Annotated in this window: 13 protein-coding genes; 7 read left to right on the plus strand and 6 right to left on the minus strand. The window is 71.4% G+C overall.

Annotated features, from left to right (window positions below):
* Nucleotides 1-3: 3 nt before the first annotated feature.
* The 4 genes from AC0NZQ_RS13125 to sfnG are packed head-to-tail and all read right to left on the minus strand — an operon-like array spanning nucleotide 4 to nucleotide 3,786.
* Entirely contained in the window at nucleotides 4-1,221 is a 1,218-nt protein-coding gene (locus AC0NZQ_RS13125) for an SfnB family sulfur acquisition oxidoreductase (RefSeq protein WP_474530291.1), read from the minus strand.
* A gap of 59 nt (nucleotides 1,222-1,280) precedes the next feature.
* Complete coding sequence (locus AC0NZQ_RS13130; protein WP_474530292.1) at nucleotides 1,281-2,540, minus strand: acyl-CoA dehydrogenase family protein; 1,260 nt, start codon at nucleotides 2,538-2,540, stop codon at nucleotides 1,281-1,283.
* Between the two features lie 41 nt (nucleotides 2,541-2,581).
* On the minus strand, nucleotides 2,582-2,656 hold the full coding sequence (locus AC0NZQ_RS13135; RefSeq protein ID WP_474531392.1) for a putative leader peptide: 75 nt from the start codon (nucleotides 2,654-2,656) through the stop codon (nucleotides 2,582-2,584).
* Nucleotides 2,653-3,786 (minus strand): dimethylsulfone monooxygenase SfnG, encoded by a 1,134-nt coding sequence (gene sfnG, locus AC0NZQ_RS13140; RefSeq protein WP_474530293.1) that lies wholly within the window; start codon nucleotides 3,784-3,786, stop codon nucleotides 2,653-2,655. Before sfnG ends, AC0NZQ_RS13135 begins: the two co-directional genes overlap by 4 nt.
* Before the next feature lie 155 nt (nucleotides 3,787-3,941).
* Here sfnG and AC0NZQ_RS13145 point away from each other — a divergent pair, with 155 nt between their 5' ends.
* From AC0NZQ_RS13145 to AC0NZQ_RS13160, 4 genes are all read left to right on the plus strand, one after another.
* On the plus strand, nucleotides 3,942-4,934 hold the full coding sequence (locus AC0NZQ_RS13145; protein ID WP_474530294.1) for a LysR family transcriptional regulator: 993 nt from the start codon (nucleotides 3,942-3,944) through the stop codon (nucleotides 4,932-4,934).
* A gap of 74 nt (nucleotides 4,935-5,008) precedes the next feature.
* The gene (locus AC0NZQ_RS13150) at nucleotides 5,009-6,325 is read left to right on the plus strand and encodes a L,D-transpeptidase (RefSeq protein ID WP_474530295.1); all 1,317 of its coding nucleotides are present in this window, start codon (nucleotides 5,009-5,011) and stop codon (nucleotides 6,323-6,325) included.
* Between the two features lie 53 nt (nucleotides 6,326-6,378).
* A complete protein-coding gene (gene ppk2 / locus AC0NZQ_RS13155; protein WP_474530296.1) occupies nucleotides 6,379-7,281 on the plus strand; it encodes a polyphosphate kinase 2 in 903 nt (300 codons plus the stop codon).
* A gap of 28 nt (nucleotides 7,282-7,309) precedes the next feature.
* Complete coding sequence (locus AC0NZQ_RS13160; protein ID WP_474530297.1) at nucleotides 7,310-8,791, plus strand: MFS transporter; 1,482 nt, start codon at nucleotides 7,310-7,312, stop codon at nucleotides 8,789-8,791.
* Nucleotides 8,792-8,814: 23 nt separating this feature from the next.
* Here AC0NZQ_RS13160 and AC0NZQ_RS13165 read toward each other — a convergent pair whose 3' ends face one another.
* Both AC0NZQ_RS13165 and AC0NZQ_RS13170 read right to left on the minus strand, forming a co-directional pair.
* Entirely contained in the window at nucleotides 8,815-12,486 is a 3,672-nt protein-coding gene (locus AC0NZQ_RS13165; protein ID WP_474530298.1) for a helicase-related protein, read from the minus strand.
* A gap of 352 nt (nucleotides 12,487-12,838) precedes the next feature.
* On the minus strand, nucleotides 12,839-14,164 hold the full coding sequence (locus AC0NZQ_RS13170) for a cytochrome P450 (RefSeq protein ID WP_474530299.1): 1,326 nt from the start codon (nucleotides 14,162-14,164) through the stop codon (nucleotides 12,839-12,841).
* An 88-nt stretch (nucleotides 14,165-14,252) separates the two neighbouring features.
* Here AC0NZQ_RS13170 and AC0NZQ_RS13175 point away from each other — a divergent pair, with 88 nt between their 5' ends.
* From AC0NZQ_RS13175 to nadD, 3 genes are read left to right on the plus strand one after another with little or no spacing between them, the layout of a single operon-like run.
* On the plus strand, nucleotides 14,253-15,707 hold the full coding sequence (locus tag AC0NZQ_RS13175; protein WP_474530300.1) for a glutamate synthase subunit beta: 1,455 nt from the start codon (nucleotides 14,253-14,255) through the stop codon (nucleotides 15,705-15,707).
* A 42-nt stretch (nucleotides 15,708-15,749) separates the two neighbouring features.
* Nucleotides 15,750-16,532: a siderophore-interacting protein gene (locus AC0NZQ_RS13180; RefSeq protein ID WP_474530301.1), complete on the plus strand. Its 783-nt coding sequence runs from the start codon at nucleotides 15,750-15,752 to the stop codon at nucleotides 16,530-16,532.
* Between the two features lie 17 nt (nucleotides 16,533-16,549).
* Nucleotides 16,550-17,128 carry a nicotinate-nucleotide adenylyltransferase gene (nadD, locus tag AC0NZQ_RS13185; RefSeq protein WP_474530302.1) on the plus strand — a complete coding sequence of 193 codons (579 nt, stop codon included), beginning with the start codon at nucleotides 16,550-16,552 and terminating at the stop codon, nucleotides 17,126-17,128.
* Nucleotides 17,129-17,140: the final 12 nt, after the last annotated feature.

Raw genomic sequence — 17,140 nt, forward strand, 5'->3', positions numbered from 1 at the left:
CCTCTAGAGCAGGCCGTGCCGGGGTGGCGGAGTGCCGTCGATCACCCAGCGGCCGACGTGGTGGACCTTCCACCGTGACGGGTCGTGCAGGGTGTGGGTGCGGGCGTCACGCCAGAACCGGGAGAGGTTGAGCGCGCCGGCGGCGGCGCGCGTCCCGCCCAGCTCGAAGAGCGCCGAGGCGACCTGCGTCGCGGCCCGGTCGGCGGCCACCTTGGCGACAGCGGTCGCCACCGAGGCCGCGGCCGTGGTGGTGTCGGTGAGGTCGGCCTCGGCAGCGTCGATGCTCTCGGCCGCCGCGCGCAGCAGTGACTCGGCGCCGCGGACCGCGATCTCCAGCTCACCGGCCTGCTGCACGAGCAATGGATCGTCGGCGGCCCGTTCGACCCCGGCCTCGAACCAGGGCCGCGCCTTGGCGACGGCGGTGACGCCCGCCTCCAGCGCGCCGCGGGCGATGCCGGTGTCCAGGGCGGCGTGCAGCAGCTGCGCCCGACTGCCGTAGGTCTGCGGCCCGTCGAACAGGGATGAGTAGCCGACGACCGCGTCCGCCGGGACCTCGACCTGCTGCAGCCGGGTGGTGCCGCTGGCCGTCGTCCGCTGGCCCATGCCGTCCCAGTCGTCGGCGACGGTGACGCCGGGGGTGTCGCGCGCGATGAAGGCCAGCGCCTTCGGCTGAGCGCCGGAGGGCAGGGCCGGGGCGTCGGCCAGCGTCGCGCGGACGACCAGCCAGTCAGCGAAGAGCGCTCCGGTGCAGTAGAACTTCTCGCCGTCGAGGACGAAACCGGTGTCGCTGCGGGTCAGCGTGGTGGCGTCCTCGGCGATGGTCCGCGTGCCCCGCTCGGACTGCGCGTTGGCGAAGCGCCTGCCGGCCAGGGCGTCGGCGAAGAAGCGCTGCTGCTGTGCCGGGCTGCCCTGTCGGCGCAGCGCGTCCAGGAAGACCACGTGGCTGTGCGGGATCTGCGCCATCGAGGCGTCGGCGGTGGCCAGGACGCGGAAGATCTCGACCAGGGTCGCCACCGACACCTCCGCCCCGCCGAAGCGCTGCGGGACGGTGACCCCGAGCAGCCCGGAGGCCGAGAGCTCGTCGAGCTCCGCGGCGGGAAGTCGCCGGTCCCGATCGCGGTCGGCGGCACCGACGGCGAAGGAGGCCGCGAGCTTGCGCGCGACCTCGATCGCCTCGCCGTCGGAACGGATCGGTGGGGTCGAGCTGGTCGGGTGGGCCATGGACGTCCTTCCGGTGCCGGCGGCTCGACGCGGGTCATCGCATCGAGCCGCCGGACCTGTCAGCGGTAGAGCGAGAACTCCGGTGCACGCCGGTTCAGCGTCCAGTCGCCGACCTCGCGAGCCTTGTAGGCGACCGGGTCGTGGACGGTGTGGGTGCGCAGGTTGCGCCAGTGCCGGTCGAAGCCGTACGCGCTGGTGGTGGCCCGGGCGCCCTGGATCTCGAAGAGCCGGGACGCGGCGTCGAGCGAGACCTTGGTCGTCAGGTACTTGGCCTCGTAGATGGCGATGGCGGCCTCGGCCCGCTCCTCGGCGGTGAGCGAGGGGCCGGTGTCCAGCGCGGCCTGCAAGGCGTCGCCGGCGCGATCGGCGAGCAGCGTCGCCGCCCGGATCTCGCTCTGCAGTTCACCGACGGTCTGCAGGATGTAGGCGTCGTCGGTCGCCCGCTCCACGCCCGAGGTCTCCCAGGGCCGGGCGTGCAGCCGGGTCCAGTCCAGGGCCTCGTCGAGCGCCCCCTCGGCAGTCCCGATGTAGAAGTTGACGAAGGCCAGCTGCCAGTGCGGCGTGACGAGGGTCTGGTACGGGGTGGGAACCCCACCGGTGAAGGGCGGCTCGCCGAGGATCTCGGTGGAGTCGACGCGCGCGTTGTCGAAGACCACGCCGCCGGAGTCGGTGAGGCGCTGGCCGATGTTGTCCCAGTCGTCGAGCGCGACGAAGCCCTCCCGGCCGGCGGGCAGCGAGACGAAGACGAGCTCGCCGTCCAGGGTGGCCGTCACCGACAGGTGGTCACCGAGGCTCGCACCGGAGGCGAACGACCGGCGCCCGTTGAGCCGGTAGGCGTCCCCGTCGCGGGTCAGGACGAGGTCCGAGCCGCCGCGCGGATTCTGCACGCCGCCCCAGAAGAGCCGCTGCTCGCCGTTGCGGCGGGAGAGCGCGTCAGCCTGCTCCGGAGTGCCGAAGAGCGTGGCGATCCGGGTCTGGGCGTAGTGGTAGCCGAGCAGGTGCGCGATCGAGGTGTCGCCGCGGGCGATGCGGCGGGTGATGAGCGAGGCCTGCGCGTAGTTCAGGCCGGAGCCGCCGTACTCGACGGGCTCCTGGACCTGGAGCAGGTCGTGCTCGCGCAGCAGCTCCACCTCGGCGCGGGGCGCGGCGTTGGCGCGGTCGCGTGCCGCGGCGGTGGTGCGCAGCTGATCGGCGACGAGGTCGGCGCGCCGCAGCGCGTCGGCGAGGCGGGCGGTGGTGTCGGCGGTCGTGGCGGTGCTGGTGTCCGTGCTGGTGTGCGTGTCCGTGCTGGTGTGAGTGCTGGTGTCCGTGCTGGTCATGGCTGGTCTCCTCTGCTGGTGAATGGGTGTGGGCAGCGCGCTCAGCGACAGAGCGCGCTGCCGACCCGCAGCAGGTCGACGTGCCGACGACGGGTGAACATGGGGACCTCGGTCACGAGGCCAGGTCGGTGACGTCGCCGCGGCGCAGCGCCTCGGCCTCCAGCTCGCGCACCAGCGGCAGCACGCGGGAGCCGAAGTACTGCACCTCCTCGTGGTAGTGCAGGAAGCCCACGAGGCTGAGGTCGACGCCGCGCTGCTTGTAGGCGAAGAGGCGTTCGGCGATCTGTTCGGGCGTGCCGATGAGCTTGGTGCGGAAGCCGTCGTTGTACTGGACGAGATCCTCGAAGGTGCTGTCCTGCCACATGCCGGTCTTGTCGCCGGTGGACTTGCCGGCCTGCGTCACGGCCGAGCCGAAGCCTTCCACGGCCTCGCGGTCGGCCTTGGCCACGATCTCGCGCAGCGTCTCCTTCGCCTCGGCCTCGGTGTCGCGGGCGATCATGAAGCCGTTGAGGCCGAAGCGGACGGTGCGGTCGTGCTTGGCGGCCTCGGACCGGACGTCGGCGATCTGCTCGCTGATGCCGTCGAAGTCCTTGCCGTTGCTGAAGTACCAGTCCGAGACGCGGCCGGCCATCTGCCGGGCCGCCGTGGAGTTGCCGCCCTGGAAGATCTCCGGGTGCGGCCGACCGGCGACCTCGGCCGGCTTGGGCTTGAGGTCGAAGTCGTGCAGTCGGTAGAAGTCACCACTAAACTCGGCGTGCTCGCTGGTCCAGATCTCGCGGACGTAGCGGATGAACTCCTCGCTGCGGCGGTAGCGCTCGTCGTGCTCGAGCCACGGTTCGCCGAGCTTGGTGAACTCGTCCTTGAACCAGCCGCTGACGACGTTGATCGCGGCGCGTCCCCCGGAGATCTGGTCGGCGGTTGCGATGAACTTGGCCAGGACACCGGGCTGCCAGAGGCCGGGGTGGACGGCGGCGATGACCTTCAGCCGTTCGGTGGCCAGCAGCAGCGCGAGGCTGAAGCCGGTCGACTCGTGCTGGTAGGCCGCGCCGTAGGAGGCCATGTAGCGGACCTGGCTGAGTGCGTACTCGAAGCCGTTGTTCTCGGCGAGCTGCGCCAGGGTCTTGTTGTACTCGTAGCCCCAGTCGGTGCGCTGCTCGATGGTGCTGACGACCAGTCCGCCGCTGACATTGGGGACCCAGTACGCGAACTTCAGTTCGTCGACGCTGGTCGGGGTGCGCTGGGGCATGGCGGTGCGGTGCTCCTCGGCTCGACGGCATTCTCTACTATCTCTGTGGAGATTACCTACAGTGCCGAGCCGGGCCGCATCCCGTCAATGTGGTCTTGGCGACCGCCCTCTAGGCACAGCCTGTCAGCAGCATCAGGAGAGGACCGTCGACCGACATGCGCATCGAGCAGCTGCTGTACCTCGACGCCGTGATCCGTCACGGCTCCATGCGGCGGGCCGGTGAGGAGCTGCACCTCTCGCAGCCCGCGCTGTCGGAGTCCGTGCGCAATCTCGAACGCGAGCTCGGCGTCACGCTGCTGGAACGGCGGCGATCCGGTGCCAAGATCAGCGACGCCGGACGGGAGCTGCTGCCGCTGGTGGGGGAGGTGCTGGCGGCCGTCGACCGGTTGAAGGCGGCTGCCGGCGATCACGAGCGGTCGGTGCGGACGGTGCGGATCGGCACGGTCCATGCCGCAACGGTGGCGATCGTGGCCCCGGCGATCCGGGACCTGCACCAGCAGCACCCCGACGCGCAGGTCGAGGTCCGCACTTGCCAGCAGGACGAGATCCGGCAGGGCCTGCTGGACGGCAGCCTGGACCTGGGCCTGGTGAACCTGCTCGCCGGCGAGGTGGCGGGAGCCGCCGCGGAGCCCGGCCTGGTGCAGGCCGAGCTGCGCCGCGGGCACGCCGTCGTCTGCTGCCGGGCCGACGCCCCGCTCGCCGCCCGCGCCGAGGTGAGCGCCGCCGACGTGCTCGTCGAGCCGTTCGTCTTCATGCGACCGGGTTACGTCATGCACCGGTTCGTCCACGGTCTCTTCGGCGACGCGGCGCCCGCCGTCGCCTACTACGCCGACGGGGCCGAGATGGGCAAGACGATGGTGGCCGAGGGGCTGGGCGTGACCGTCCTGCCCGACTTCAGCATCGTCGGTGATCCGCTGGTGCGGGCCGGCCTGCTCACCCATCGGCCGCTGGTCGCGCGTGACACCGAGGTGGTCCTGGTGCTGCAGGGGCGTCGCTCGCGTCACCGCTCCACGGCGGTGCAGGCACTGGAGCGGGCCCTGGTGGAGCGCGCCGCGCGAAATGACGTCTTCGCAAACGGCGATCCGACGGCAGAGATCTGCCCCGCACGGGTAACGCCTGAATCACGAATCCTGTGGACTGGCAACTGAAGCTGCCGGTTGGGCGTCTTTCCTTCAGAGGGCGTGGGAACGTGTAGGCAACGCGACGGTGTGGAGGACGACAGGTGCGCGGAACGGCAATGCTCGCCCGGCTGAGGGTGGTCACCCGCCGGGGTGACCGTCGCAGCCGGCGCCTCGGCGGGGCGTCGGTGACGATGGTGGCGGCGACGCTACTCGCCTCGTGCACCGCCACCGACGACGGGTCGTCGACGCCGTCGACGGCCTCCGCGACCGGCGGGAGCAGCGCGTCGAGCAGCGGCGCCGCCACGTCGTCGAACCCGGCCGCGCCGGCCGCCGTCATCACCACCTCGGCCTCGGCGGAGAAGCCGATCAGCCCGAGCGAGCCCGTCACCGTCGCCATCGCCCACGGCAGCCTCACCACCGTCTCGCTGCTCAACCCGGCCGGCAAGGTCGTCAAGGGCGCGCTGGCCGCCGACCGGAAGTCCTGGCGTACCGCCGAGCCACTGGGCTACGGCCGCACCTACCGGTTGACCGCCACCGGCACGAACGCCGACGGCGTCGCGGTCACCCGGAAGTCGTCCATCGCGACCGTGCAGCCGGACAACTTCACCATGCCGAGCATCACCGACGCCTACGGCACGGCCATCGGCACGGGCAACACCTACGGCGTCGGCATGCTGGTGCGGGTCCACTTCGACGAGGTCGTGAACAAGAAGGCGGCGCAGCGGGCGCTCACCGTCAAGACCACGCCGTCGGTCACGGGCAGCTGGTACTGGCGCGACGGCCAGAACGCCTTCTGGCGGCCGAAGACCTACTACCCCGCGGGGACGAAGGTGTCGGTGACCGCCGCCGCCTACGGCAAGAAGCTCGGCGACGGTCTCTACGGGCAGGACGACCGCTCCGCCGCCTTCACCATCGGTCAGAAGCGCATCTCGATCGCCAGCGGCAAGACCCACGACGTCAAGGTCTACTTCGACGACAAGCTCGTGCGGACGATGCCGACCTCGATGGGCAAGGGCGGCTACGAGCCCGGCAACTCCTCGATCAACTACTGGACGATGAAGGGCAACTACACCGTCATCAACCACGAGAACCCGGCGATCATGAGCTCGTCGAGCTTCGGGGTGGAGAAGGGCTCGCCCAACTTCTACGACAAGCTCAAGGTCCCGTACTCGACCAAGGTCAGCACCGACGGGATCTACCTGCACGAGAAGAACGACACCGCCTGGGCGCAGGGGCACCAGAATGTCTCGCACGGCTGCCTGAACCTGGTGCACAAGCACGCGAAGTGGTTCTTCGAGCACACCCGGGTCGGGGACGTCGTGACGATGGTCAAGACCGGCGGGCCGACGATCACCTTCGACCAGGGTGGCCAGTGGTCCGTGCCGTGGCAGGAATGGCAGGCCGGCAGCGCCCTGTAGCCGTTCGGCGGCCGGCCACCGTCCGTTCACCAGGGGTCCCTAGCGTCGCGCGCGTGCGCAACGACGTGGCGGCGCGGGTCGCCGAGTACCTGGACCGGCTCGAGATCAGCGGTCACAGCATCACCGGAGACCACGACGACGATCCCGTGCTGCTGGATGCCCGCGGCGTCCCGGTGGACACCTGGCGGGAGAACTACCCCTACGACGAGCGCATCGCCCGAGACGTCTACGACGAGCAGAAGTACCTGCTGCAGATCGAGCTGTTGAAGTTCCAGACGTGGGCCACCGAGACCGGCCGCAAGCACGTCATCCTCTTCGAGGGGCGGGACGCCGCCGGCAAGGGCGGGACGATCAAGCGCTTCATGGAGCACCTGAACCCCCGCTACGCCCGTGTCGTCGCATTGGCCAAGCCGACCGAGCGCGAGCAGGCGCAGTGGTTCTTCCAGCGCTACGTGGCCCACCTCCCCACCGCGGGCGAGACGGTGCTCTTCGACCGGAGCTGGTACAACCGCGCCGGTGTCGAACGGGTGATGGGCTTCGCCTCGGACGCCGACTACGAGCTGTTCATGCGGCAGGCGCCGGAATTCGAGCGGATGCTCGTCGAAAGCGGCGTCCACCTCACCAAGTTCTGGTTCTCGGTGACCCGCTCCGAGCAGCGCACCCGCTTCATCATCCGGCAGGTCGATCCCGTCCGGCAGTGGAAGCTCTCACCCATCGACCTGCAGTCGCTGGACAAGTGGGACGCGTACACCACCGCGAAGGAGGAGATGTTCCGGCGCACCGACACCGACATCGCGCCGTGGACGACGGTGAAGTCCAACGACAAGAAGCGGGCCCGGCTCAGCGCGATGCGCGCCTTCCTCTGCCAGTTCGACTACGAGGGACGCAACGACGACGTCGTCGGACGCCCGGACGCGCTGCTCGTCCAGCGGGGCATCGACGCCGTCGGCGACTGAGCAGTCGGGCAGGAGCACACTGGATGGAGTGAGCGCCGCCGAGACCGTCCCGCAGACGGCCACGGCGACACCCGATCCGCGCCGGTGGTTCGTGCTGGCCGTCTGCCTGTCGGCGCTGTTCATGACGCTGCTGGACGCCACCATCGTCAACGTCGCGTTGCCGACGATCGGCTCCTCGCTCGGCGCGGATGCCGCGGAGCTGCAGTGGGTGGTCTCCGGCTACGCACTCGGCTTCGGCATCGTCCCCATCATCGCGGGCCGGTTGGGTGACGACCGCGGCCGGCGCACCATGCTGCTCATCGGCATCGGCGGGTTCGTCGTCACCAGCCTCTTCGCCGGCCTCGCGCCCGTCCCCGGCGTGCTGCTGGCCGCACGCGTGCTGCAGGGACTCTCCGGTGGTCTGGTGAACCCGCAGGTCTCCGGGCTCGTGCAGCAGATGTTCCCGGTCCCGGAGCGCCCCCGGGCCTTCGGGCTGCTCGGCCTCAACGTCGGTCTGGCGCAGGCGCTGGGACCGGTCCTGGGCGGGCTGATCATCGCCCTCGGCGGGGAGGAGTACGGCTGGCGACTGACCTTCCTCATCAACGTCCCCGTCGGCACCCTGGCCTTCGTGCTGGCGTGGCGGCTGCTGCCTCGCGACCGCCGGGCGACGCAGCCGCGGCGTCTCGACCTTCCCGGTGCGGGGCTGCTCGCCCTCGGCCTGGCCGGCGTCCTCTACCCCGTCGTCGAATACGACGCCGACCGTGATGCCACCCGCCTGGTGCTCATCCTCCCGGCGCTGGCCGTCCTCGCGGGTTTCTTGTGGTGGGAGCGAGGCCCGGCGCGCCGGCACGGTTATCCGCTCATCGACACGGCGCTGTTCCGCGTGCGGTCGTACTCCGACGGGTTGGGTCTGGCGCTGCTGTACTTCGCCGGCTTCACCGGTACGGCGCTGGTGCTCTCGCTCTTCCTGCAGGACGGCCTCGGCTTCTCCGCCCTGCAGTCAGGGCTCACCGCGTCGGCCTTCGCGGCGGGACTCGCCATCGGTGCCCCAGTGGCGGGCCGGTTCGTCGCCAGCCGTGGCCGCGGGGTGCTCGTCGTCGCGCTGTCGCTCTTCCTGCTCGGCATCGTGGCGACGCTGGTCGTCGCACGCCTCACCGCGGGGCACGTGAGCAACGGCGAGGTCGCGTTGGCGATGGCACCCTCTCTCTTCCTCGCCGGCCTCGGCGGCGGCGGCGTGATCACGCCCAACCAGTCGCTGTCCCTGGCCGAGGTCAACGTCGCCGGCGGATCGACCGCGGGCGGCATGCTGCAGACGGCGCAGCGCATCGGCGCCGCCGTCGGCGCGGCGAGCCTGACTGCCGTCTTCTACGGCCAGCTCGACGGCGTCTCGCCCACGGGCGCGGCCGACCGGGCCCGTCACTACGGCGACGCCTACTCCACCGCCTTGCTCGTCACCGTCGTCATGGCCGCGCTCGCGCTGCTGCTCGCCATTCGCGAGGTCCGGCGTACGCGGCGGTTGCGGACGACCTGACCGGCCGGGTTCCGTGGCGTCGGTCAGGCCGCGCTGGGACGTCCGCCGCCGGCGGAGGCCTCGAGGGCGGTGGTGATGCGGGCGAGCCGGGCCTCGGCCTCGGTGAGCTCGTCCTGGCGCTCGAAGCGGTGCTCGTCGATGAGGCGGCGTGCCTGTTCGGCCGTGTCGTAGGCCTCGCCGGCGGCGCGGCCGACCTCGGCGATCCGCTCGTCGAGACGATCGGACCACCGGGCCAGCCGGGTGCGGACGGTGGTGACGGCGGCGGCACGGCTGCGGCGCAACAGTGCCAGCGGCAGCACGTCGGCGTCCACCCGGCGGTGGTCGAGCGTCCAGCGCAGCTGCGCCTGATCCGTCGCGGCGCGCCATCCTCCGGCCGGGATCAGCTCGATCCCGAGACCACGCCAGCGCGCCCGGACCGGTGCCGGATCGGCGAGGGCGGCCGCCGGTTCGGACAACCGGTCCAAGAATGTCGCGACCAGCTCCGGCACCGGGTCCGCGGTCGGTGGGGCGAGACGGAGGTGGGCGGCCTGCAGCATCCGCTCCTGCTGGACGAGGCGGTACCGGTCCTGGTCGGCAGCCGCGAGCTGCTGCCGCGCGGCGGTGACCTGTTGCGCGGCGAGCGACCGCAGGATCTGCAACCGGGCGACGGTGGCCTGGAGCTCGGCCTGCTCCAGCAGCAGCTCGTTGCCTGTGGCCAGTGCCTTCACCTCGGCATAGTCGAGGACGGCGTCGCCCAGATCGGCGACGGTTCGCTCGCCGTGGCCGGGATCGGTACGGCGCAGCTGCTCGATGAAGGCGGCTTTGCGCTGCAGCGTCTGCCACATGTAGGCGTCGAAGGTGCGCCGAGTGACGTAGCGGACGATCTCGACCTCGCCGCAGCGGTTGCCCGGACGCAGCGCCCGTCCCTCGCGCTGCTCGATGTCCGAGGGCCGCCACGGCGCGTCGGCATGATGGATCGCGCGCAGCCGGGTCTGGATGTTGGTACCGACCCCGAGCTTGTCGGTCGAGCCGATGAGCACGGCGACGGCGCCGTCGCGGCACGCCTGGAAGAGGGCGGCTCGTTCGGCCGAGGTGCGGGCGTCGTGGACCCAGCGCACCCGCTCGGCCGGCACGCCACGCTCGGCCAGCGCGCGGCGCAGCCGGCCGTAGGTCTGCGGCCCCTCGGCGCCGGGGGTGCCCTGGTCGCAGAAGATCACCTGCAGCACGCCGGGGGCGTCACTGCCCTCGAACCGGTCACCGGCGTGGCGGTGGTGCAGCCGGGCCACCTCGTCGGCCACGGCTGCCACCTTCGGCGAATCCTCCGCCACGCCGACCAGGCGCGGATCCAGCGCGGCGCGTCGGCCGTCGCCGCAGACGGCGAGCATGTTGTCGTCGCCCGGCCGCAGCGAACCGCCGCGGACCCGTTCCCGGCCGATCTTGTCGACACGGGCGCCGAGGCTGCCGATGTAGTCGCGCTGACCCGGCCCCGGCTCGCAGACGACGGTCCGCTCGCGGTGCCGGGGTCGCTCCAGGTCGAGATCCTCCTGCCGGAGCACGTCGGCCGACCGGGCCAGCATGCGTCGCAGCTCCGGGACGTTCGCGATGCGCGAGGGCCGCTGCGTCAACCGGATCCCGGAGGAGTCGGGTGTCACCTCGACGTGCGTCTCGTACTCGACGAAGACTGCCGCCCAGGCGTCGAAGTGCTCGATCCCCGCCGCGGCGAGGACGTCGGGTTGCACGAAGCTCTGCCACACGAAAGTCTCGGCGACGGTATTGGACCACGGCGTCCCCGTGAAGAGGGCAAGCGACGGGTACTCACCGCGGCGCGACCGCAGCAGCCGCGCCTTGAGCATGAGATCAGCCGCCCGTTGGGAGGACCCCAGCGAGACGCCGGCCATCCGCGAGACTACGGGCAACCGCTTGAAGTAGTGCGCCTCGTCCACGAGCAGCAGGTCGACGCCCAGGTCGTCGAAGGTGACCGGTGGCCGCGGCGCCGTCCGCAGCTTCGCCGCCCGTTCGGCGAGGGTGGCGGCCTGCCGCTGCAGCACGCGGCGGCCCCACCGGCCGCCCTTGCCCGCCTCGGTCTGCCGCCGCAACGCCGCCACGTCGGCCTCGAGCGCACCCGCCTCCACAGCGGGGTCCACCGGCAGAGCCGACAGCGTCCCGTGCGAGACGATCACGGCATCCCAGTCGCCGGTGGCGCAACGCGCCGCCAGCGCCGCCGTCGTGGCCGTCTCGGGTCGGCCGCCGACGAGGAATCGACCCCGTGGATAGGCCTGCACGGCCTCGCGCGCCGTCTGTTCCAACAAATGGGTAGGCACCGCGATCATCGGCTTCGCGGCACGACCCAGCCGCCGCGCCGTCACCGCCGCGCAGACCATCGCCCGCGTCTTGCCGGCACCGACGGCGTGGGCGCAGAGGGTCGCCGGGGAGGAGACGATCTGCGCCACGATGTCGCGCTGCCAGGGCCAGAGGTCGACGCCGTCGGCGAGGCCGGGGAAGGTGAGCCTCGACCCGTCTCGCCGCGGGAGCGCGCTGCTGTTGAGCATGCGGTTGTACTCGCGGCAGAGCCGCAGCGTGCGTTCCTCGTCCTCCCAGAGCCAGGTGCGGAAGCGGTCCTGCAGTGCCGCGAGCATCTCGTGCCCGGCGAGGCTGTCCTCGACGTTGCGCACCCGCAGCCGACGCCCCGGCACCTCGACGGTGTCGAAGACGACGGGGGAGCGTCGGTTGAGGCCGGCCGAGAGCAGGTCGTAGGGACCGAGCCGGGCCGTACGGTAGCGCGTCACCGGTACCCGGCCGGTGGGCACGACCTTCCACATCGCCGCCGACGGCAGGTGCCAGACCTTGACGCTGCCGCCGAGCACGTCGCGGACGAAGTGCTCGATGTCGCTCGCGGCCACCCACGGCGCACCCAGCGACACGGAGATCTCCACCGGACCGACATCGTCGGGCAGGGCTTCGGTGAGCACCCGGACATTGCGCTCGTAGCGCGGCTCGTCGGCGGCGGCCGCCCGGGCCTCGGCGAGGCGCGCGCGCAGGTCGCCGGAGAGGTACCGGTGTGCGGTGACGGGGGCTCCGTCGGCCGCCGGGTCCCGGAAGAGGGCATCGCCCAGCTCCCGCTCGGCCGCCGCGGCGTCGGGCAGGCCGACGAGCTCCGCGATGCGCTCCAGGTCGATCGTCTCACCGCAGGCCAGCAGCGCCTCGTGGACGTTCGCCACTCGCGGCGAGGGCATGCGCCCGTGCACCCGGTGTCGCAGGATCGGCGCCGGCTCGGCTCGGCCGGTGCCGGGGTCGTAGACCTCCAGCGCCATGACGGTGAGGTAGTGCGCGTCGTCGCGGAAACCACCGAGGTCCGGGCGCCGCAGGACGAGCTCCGGCTCGCCGGTCTCCGGGTCCCGGCGGCCGCCGCGTCGCTCCCGCAGTTCGGCGCGGTTCAGCGGGCCGAAGGTGGCGACGTACGCCTCGTAACAGGCGGCGGTCCGCTGGCGGAGTGCCTCCGCTGTGTCGTCGCCGGGGGTGTCGTCGTCGGGGATGTCGTGGTCGGGGGTGACGTGGTCGGGGATGTCGTGGTCGGGGGTGACGTGGTCGGCACCGTTCGCAGGCTCGTCGACGGCGAGCGCGGCGTCGGCACGCAGCAGCGCCAGCGCGAGGTCGCGCAACCGCTGGAGCATGGCGAGCTCCTCGGCGACGGACGCGGCGGCGGAGACTGCGGGCACGCCGCCATTGTGGACCGCGGCTCGGACAGTTTCGGCCCTCCGGGTCACCGGCGACCGGGTCATCGGGCACCGGAGCCGACCCCGCGGTGGCCACCGGCGTACGGGTGGGGTGATACGCCGGGGCGTGCGACCGCGGGGTCGGACTACCGCGCGCGGCGCGGCGGGACAGCATCCCACGCAGCCACGGCCACGGTCCGACCGCCCGATCGCCGATTGGGGGGAGCGGCGACTGGGCCGCGCCGACGGGCCCGTGGTTTGGAACCGCCGACGCACCCCTGACACTAGATGCATTGTGTGCAATGAAAGTTCGGCAAAGGTCGCCGACCGGGGCCCCGAAGGTCCCGAAGATCGATTAGGACAGGCGCACCGGCAGCTCGTCGAGGCCGTGCACGATCGACAGCTCGCGATACTTCAGCTCCGTCGGCGCCACCGCCAGCCGCATCTGCGGGAAGGCCCGGACCAGGGCGGGATAGGCCAGGCGCAGCTCCAGTCGCGCCAGCTCCGCCCCCACGCAGCGATGCAGGCCATAGCCGAAGGCCAGGTGACCGGTGGCGGGCCGGGTGTGGTCGAAACCGTCGACGCCCACCCCGGCGCCGAGTGCGCGATCGCGGTTGGCCGCAGCCAGGGACGGGATGACGACATCGCCGGCGAAGAGATCCTTGCCCGCGACGGTGACATCGCGGACCGCGAAGCGCGGGAAACCCACCTGCACGACGCTCAGGTGCCGCAGCAGATCCTCGACGCAGGTGTCGACGTGCTCGTCGCTGTCGCGCAGCGACTCCCACGCCGCACGATGCTGCAGCAGCACCACCGCGCCGAGCGACAGCATGCTCACCGTGGTCTCGAGGCCGCCGACCAGCACGCCGTCGGCGAGGCCGGCCAGCTCCACGTCGTCGATCTCGTCGCCGAACTCGGTGAGGATCGAGCCGATGAGTCCCGGGCCCGGGGAGCGCCGCTGCTCGGCGACGATCTCGCGCAGCAGCCGGATCGACTCGGTGATCGTCTCGAACGATGAGGTCGCCCCGTCGGAGAAGTTGAAGCGCACCGTGCTCAACCGGTGGAACTCGCTGCGGGCGTCCTCGCGGATGCCGAGCAGCTCCATGATCACGCGGGACGGGATCTGCAACGCGAAGTGACGCTGCAGGTCGACCACGGCCCCGTCCGCGCCGGCGGCACGGACCTCGGCGACCGCGGCGTCGACGATCTCGCGGATCCGAGGTGCCTGCTGGGCCAGCGCCCGCGTCGTGAAGTGCGGCTGCAGCAGCTTGCGCAGCCGGGTGTGGGCGGGCGGATCGGCGAAGCCGAGGCCGCCGGGGTCATCCTCGGCCGCGATGCCCACCTTGCCGATCATGTGACCGAAGTCATTGCTGAAGGTATCGACCGGCGCGGCCAGCACCTCGCGGGACTCGGCGAGGCCGGTGAGGAGCCAGCCGCGCAGTCCCAGGGGCATCTTCAGCCGGCTGACGGGGTCGCGTTCGCGCAGCGCCTCGAGCTCGGGAACGGGGTCGACCCCCCGGCGACGCAGCGGCAACAGCGCCTCGTCGGGGAATCGCTTGATCAGTGAGGAGGGGTCGGTGTTGTCACCGGGCAGCTTCATCAACAGTCCCAGCAGGGACCTGCGCGCCCGGCTTGCCGCCTTCGCGCCCCTCCGCCGCATGGTCTGCTGCACGCCCGACATCGTAGGGGGAGCAGAACATCTAGGATGTCGGGGTTCGGGTCGACAGTGCTGTCAGACCAGCCGAGACGACTGGTAAGGGTGGTGGCTCGTGGGCGACCCGCAGGGCTTCCTCAAGCACAGGACGCGCGAACTGCCGAAGCGGCGGCCCGTCAGTGTCCGCATCCGCGACTGGCACGAGGTCTACGAGGACTTCGACGACGCCGCGCTGCGTGACCAGGCCAGCCGCTGCATGGACTGCGGCATCGCGTTCTGTCACGGCGGCTGTCCGCTCGGCAACCTCATCCCCGAGTGGAACCACCTCGTCTACAAGGACGACTGGCGCAAGGCCATCGATCGGCTGCACGCCACCAACAACTTTCCGGAGTTCACCGGCCGGCTCTGCCCCGCGCCGTGCGAGGCGGCCTGCGTGTTGGGCATCAGCCAGGACCCGGTCACGATCAAGCAGGTCGAGGTCGAGATCATCGACCACGCTTTCGCCAACGACTGGGTGCAGCCGGTCCGGCCCCGCGAGCAGACCGGACAGAAGGTCGCCGTCGTCGGCTCCGGCCCTGCCGGGCTGGCCGCCGCGCAGCAGCTGACCCGCGCGGGCCACGCCGTCACCGTCTTCGAACGCGACGACCGCATCGGTGGCCTGCTGCGGTACGGCATCCCCGAGTTCAAGATGGAGAAGCGGCACATCGACCGCCGCCTGGAGCAGATGCAGGCCGAGGGCACGCAGTTCCGGGCCGGCGTCAACGTCGGTGTGGACGTCACCGTCGAGCAGCTCCGCGCCGATTACGACGCCGTCATCCTGGCCGGTGGCGCCACCATCGCCCGCGACCTGCCGATCGAGGGCCGCGACCTCGAGGGCATCCACCAGGCCATGGAGTACCTGCCGTGGGCCAACCGGGTGCAGCTCGGCGATCTGGAGACCTCGCCCATCGACGCCAAGGGCAAGAAGGTCGTCATCATCGGCGGCGGCGACACCGGCGCCGACTGCCTCGGCACCGCGCACCGCCAGGGCGCCGAGAGCGTGCACCAGTTCGAGATCATGGCCCGGCCGCCGCAGGAGCGTGCCACCTCCACGCCGTGGCCGACCTACCCCCTGATGTTCCGCGTCAGCTCGGCCCACGAGGAGGGCGGCGAGCGCGTCTTCGCCGTCAACACCGACAAGTTCGTCGGGGCCGATGGCAAGGTCACCGGGCTGGCTGCGTACGAGGTCGAGTTCACCGACGGCCGCTTCCAGAAGGTCGAGGGGACCGAGTTCGAGCTCGAGGCCGACCTCGTCTTCCTGGCGATGGGCTTCACCGGCCCGCAGCGTGAGGGGCTGCTCGACCAGCTCGGGGTGGAGCTCGACCAGCGCGGCAATGTGGTGCGCAACGCCAAATACGAGACCTCCGTGCCGGGGGTCTTCGTCGCTGGCGACATGGGGCGGGGGCAGTCGCTCATCGTCTGGGCCATCGCCGAGGGACGCGCGGCGGCGGCACACGTCGACGAGTTCCTGGTGGGACAGACGGCCCTGCCGGTGCCCATCGAGCCGACCGCGGTGGCACTTCGGGCCTGACGGCGTAGGCTCCCGAGTTAGGCAAACCTAACTCGGAGGTTCATGGTGCCCGATCGGACGCCCCTACAGGTGGTCGTGACGCGGACCCAGCGGCTCAGCGAGTCGCTGGTCCGCGTCGTGCTGACCGGCGATTCGCTGGCCGGGTTCGATCCCGGCCACGCCGACTCCTACGTCAAGCTGTGCTTCCCCGACCCCGCCGGTGATCGGCCGCGGATGCGGACCTACACCGTTCGTGCCTTCGACGCCGCGACCCGCGAGCTGACGCTGGACTTCGTCGTGCACGGTGATGCCGGCCTCGCCGGACCCTGGGCGGCGACGGCGCGGCCGGGGGACGAGGCGCTGCTGCTCGGCCCCGGTGGCGGGTACTCACCCTCGTCCGCGGCCGACTTCCACGTGCTCGCCGGTGACGAGAGTGCGCTGCCCGCGATCGCGGTGGCCCTCGAGCGGGTGCCGGTGGGTGTGACCGTCCGGGCCTTCATCGAGGTCCACGGCCCCGGCGACGAGATCGAGCTGGCCCGCCCGCAGAACGTCACCTGGCTGCATCGGGGCGCCGATCCGATCGGGTCGCGGCTGGTGCCGGCGGTGACCTCGATGGTGGTTCCCGAGGGTGCCGGGCACTGGTTCGTTCACGGTGAGGCCGGGGTGGTGAAGACGCTGCGTCGCCATCTGCGCATCGAGCGCGGGGTGCCGCTGGCGGAGCTGTCGATCAGTGGGTACTGGCGCCTCGGCGTGGACGACGAGGGCTGGCGCGCGGTGAAGCGCGACTTCAACGCCGAGGTCGAGCAGGCCGAGGCGGCCGAGTTGGCCGGGGCAGCGGCGGGCTGAGCGGTACGCTCCGGCCCATGGCGCGGCTCGGGATCATGGGTGGCACGTTCGACCCGATCCACCACGGCCACCTCGTCGCGGCGAGCGAGGTCGCGGCGCTCTACGCGCTGGACGAGGTCGTCTTCGTCCCTACCGGCGAGCCGTGGCAGAAGTCCGAGCGGCAGGTCAGCACGGCCGAGCACCGCTACCTGATGGCCGTCATCGCGACCGCCTCCAATCCGCGGTTCTGGGTGAGCCGGGTCGATATCGACCGCACTGGGCCGACGTACACCGTCGACACCATCCGCGACATCGCCGACCAGCGCCCCGACGACGAGCTCTTCTTCATCACCGGTGCCGATGCGCTGTCGCAGATCCTGTCCTGGAAGGACGCCGAGGAGGCGCTCAAGCTGGCCCGCTTCGTCGGCGTCACGCGGCCCGGCTACACGCTGTCGGACGAGCACCTGCCGCACGACTCGGTGACGCTGCTCGACGTCCCGGCCCTCGCGATCTCCTCCAGCGCCTGCCGGGAACGCGTCGCCGACGGCCGGCCGGTCTGGTACCTGGTCCCCGACGGCGTCGTCCAGTACATCAACAAGCACCGGCTCTACAGGTGAGTACGGCGTGAC

The organism is Jatrophihabitans sp. sgz311053 (assembly GCF_056135305.1).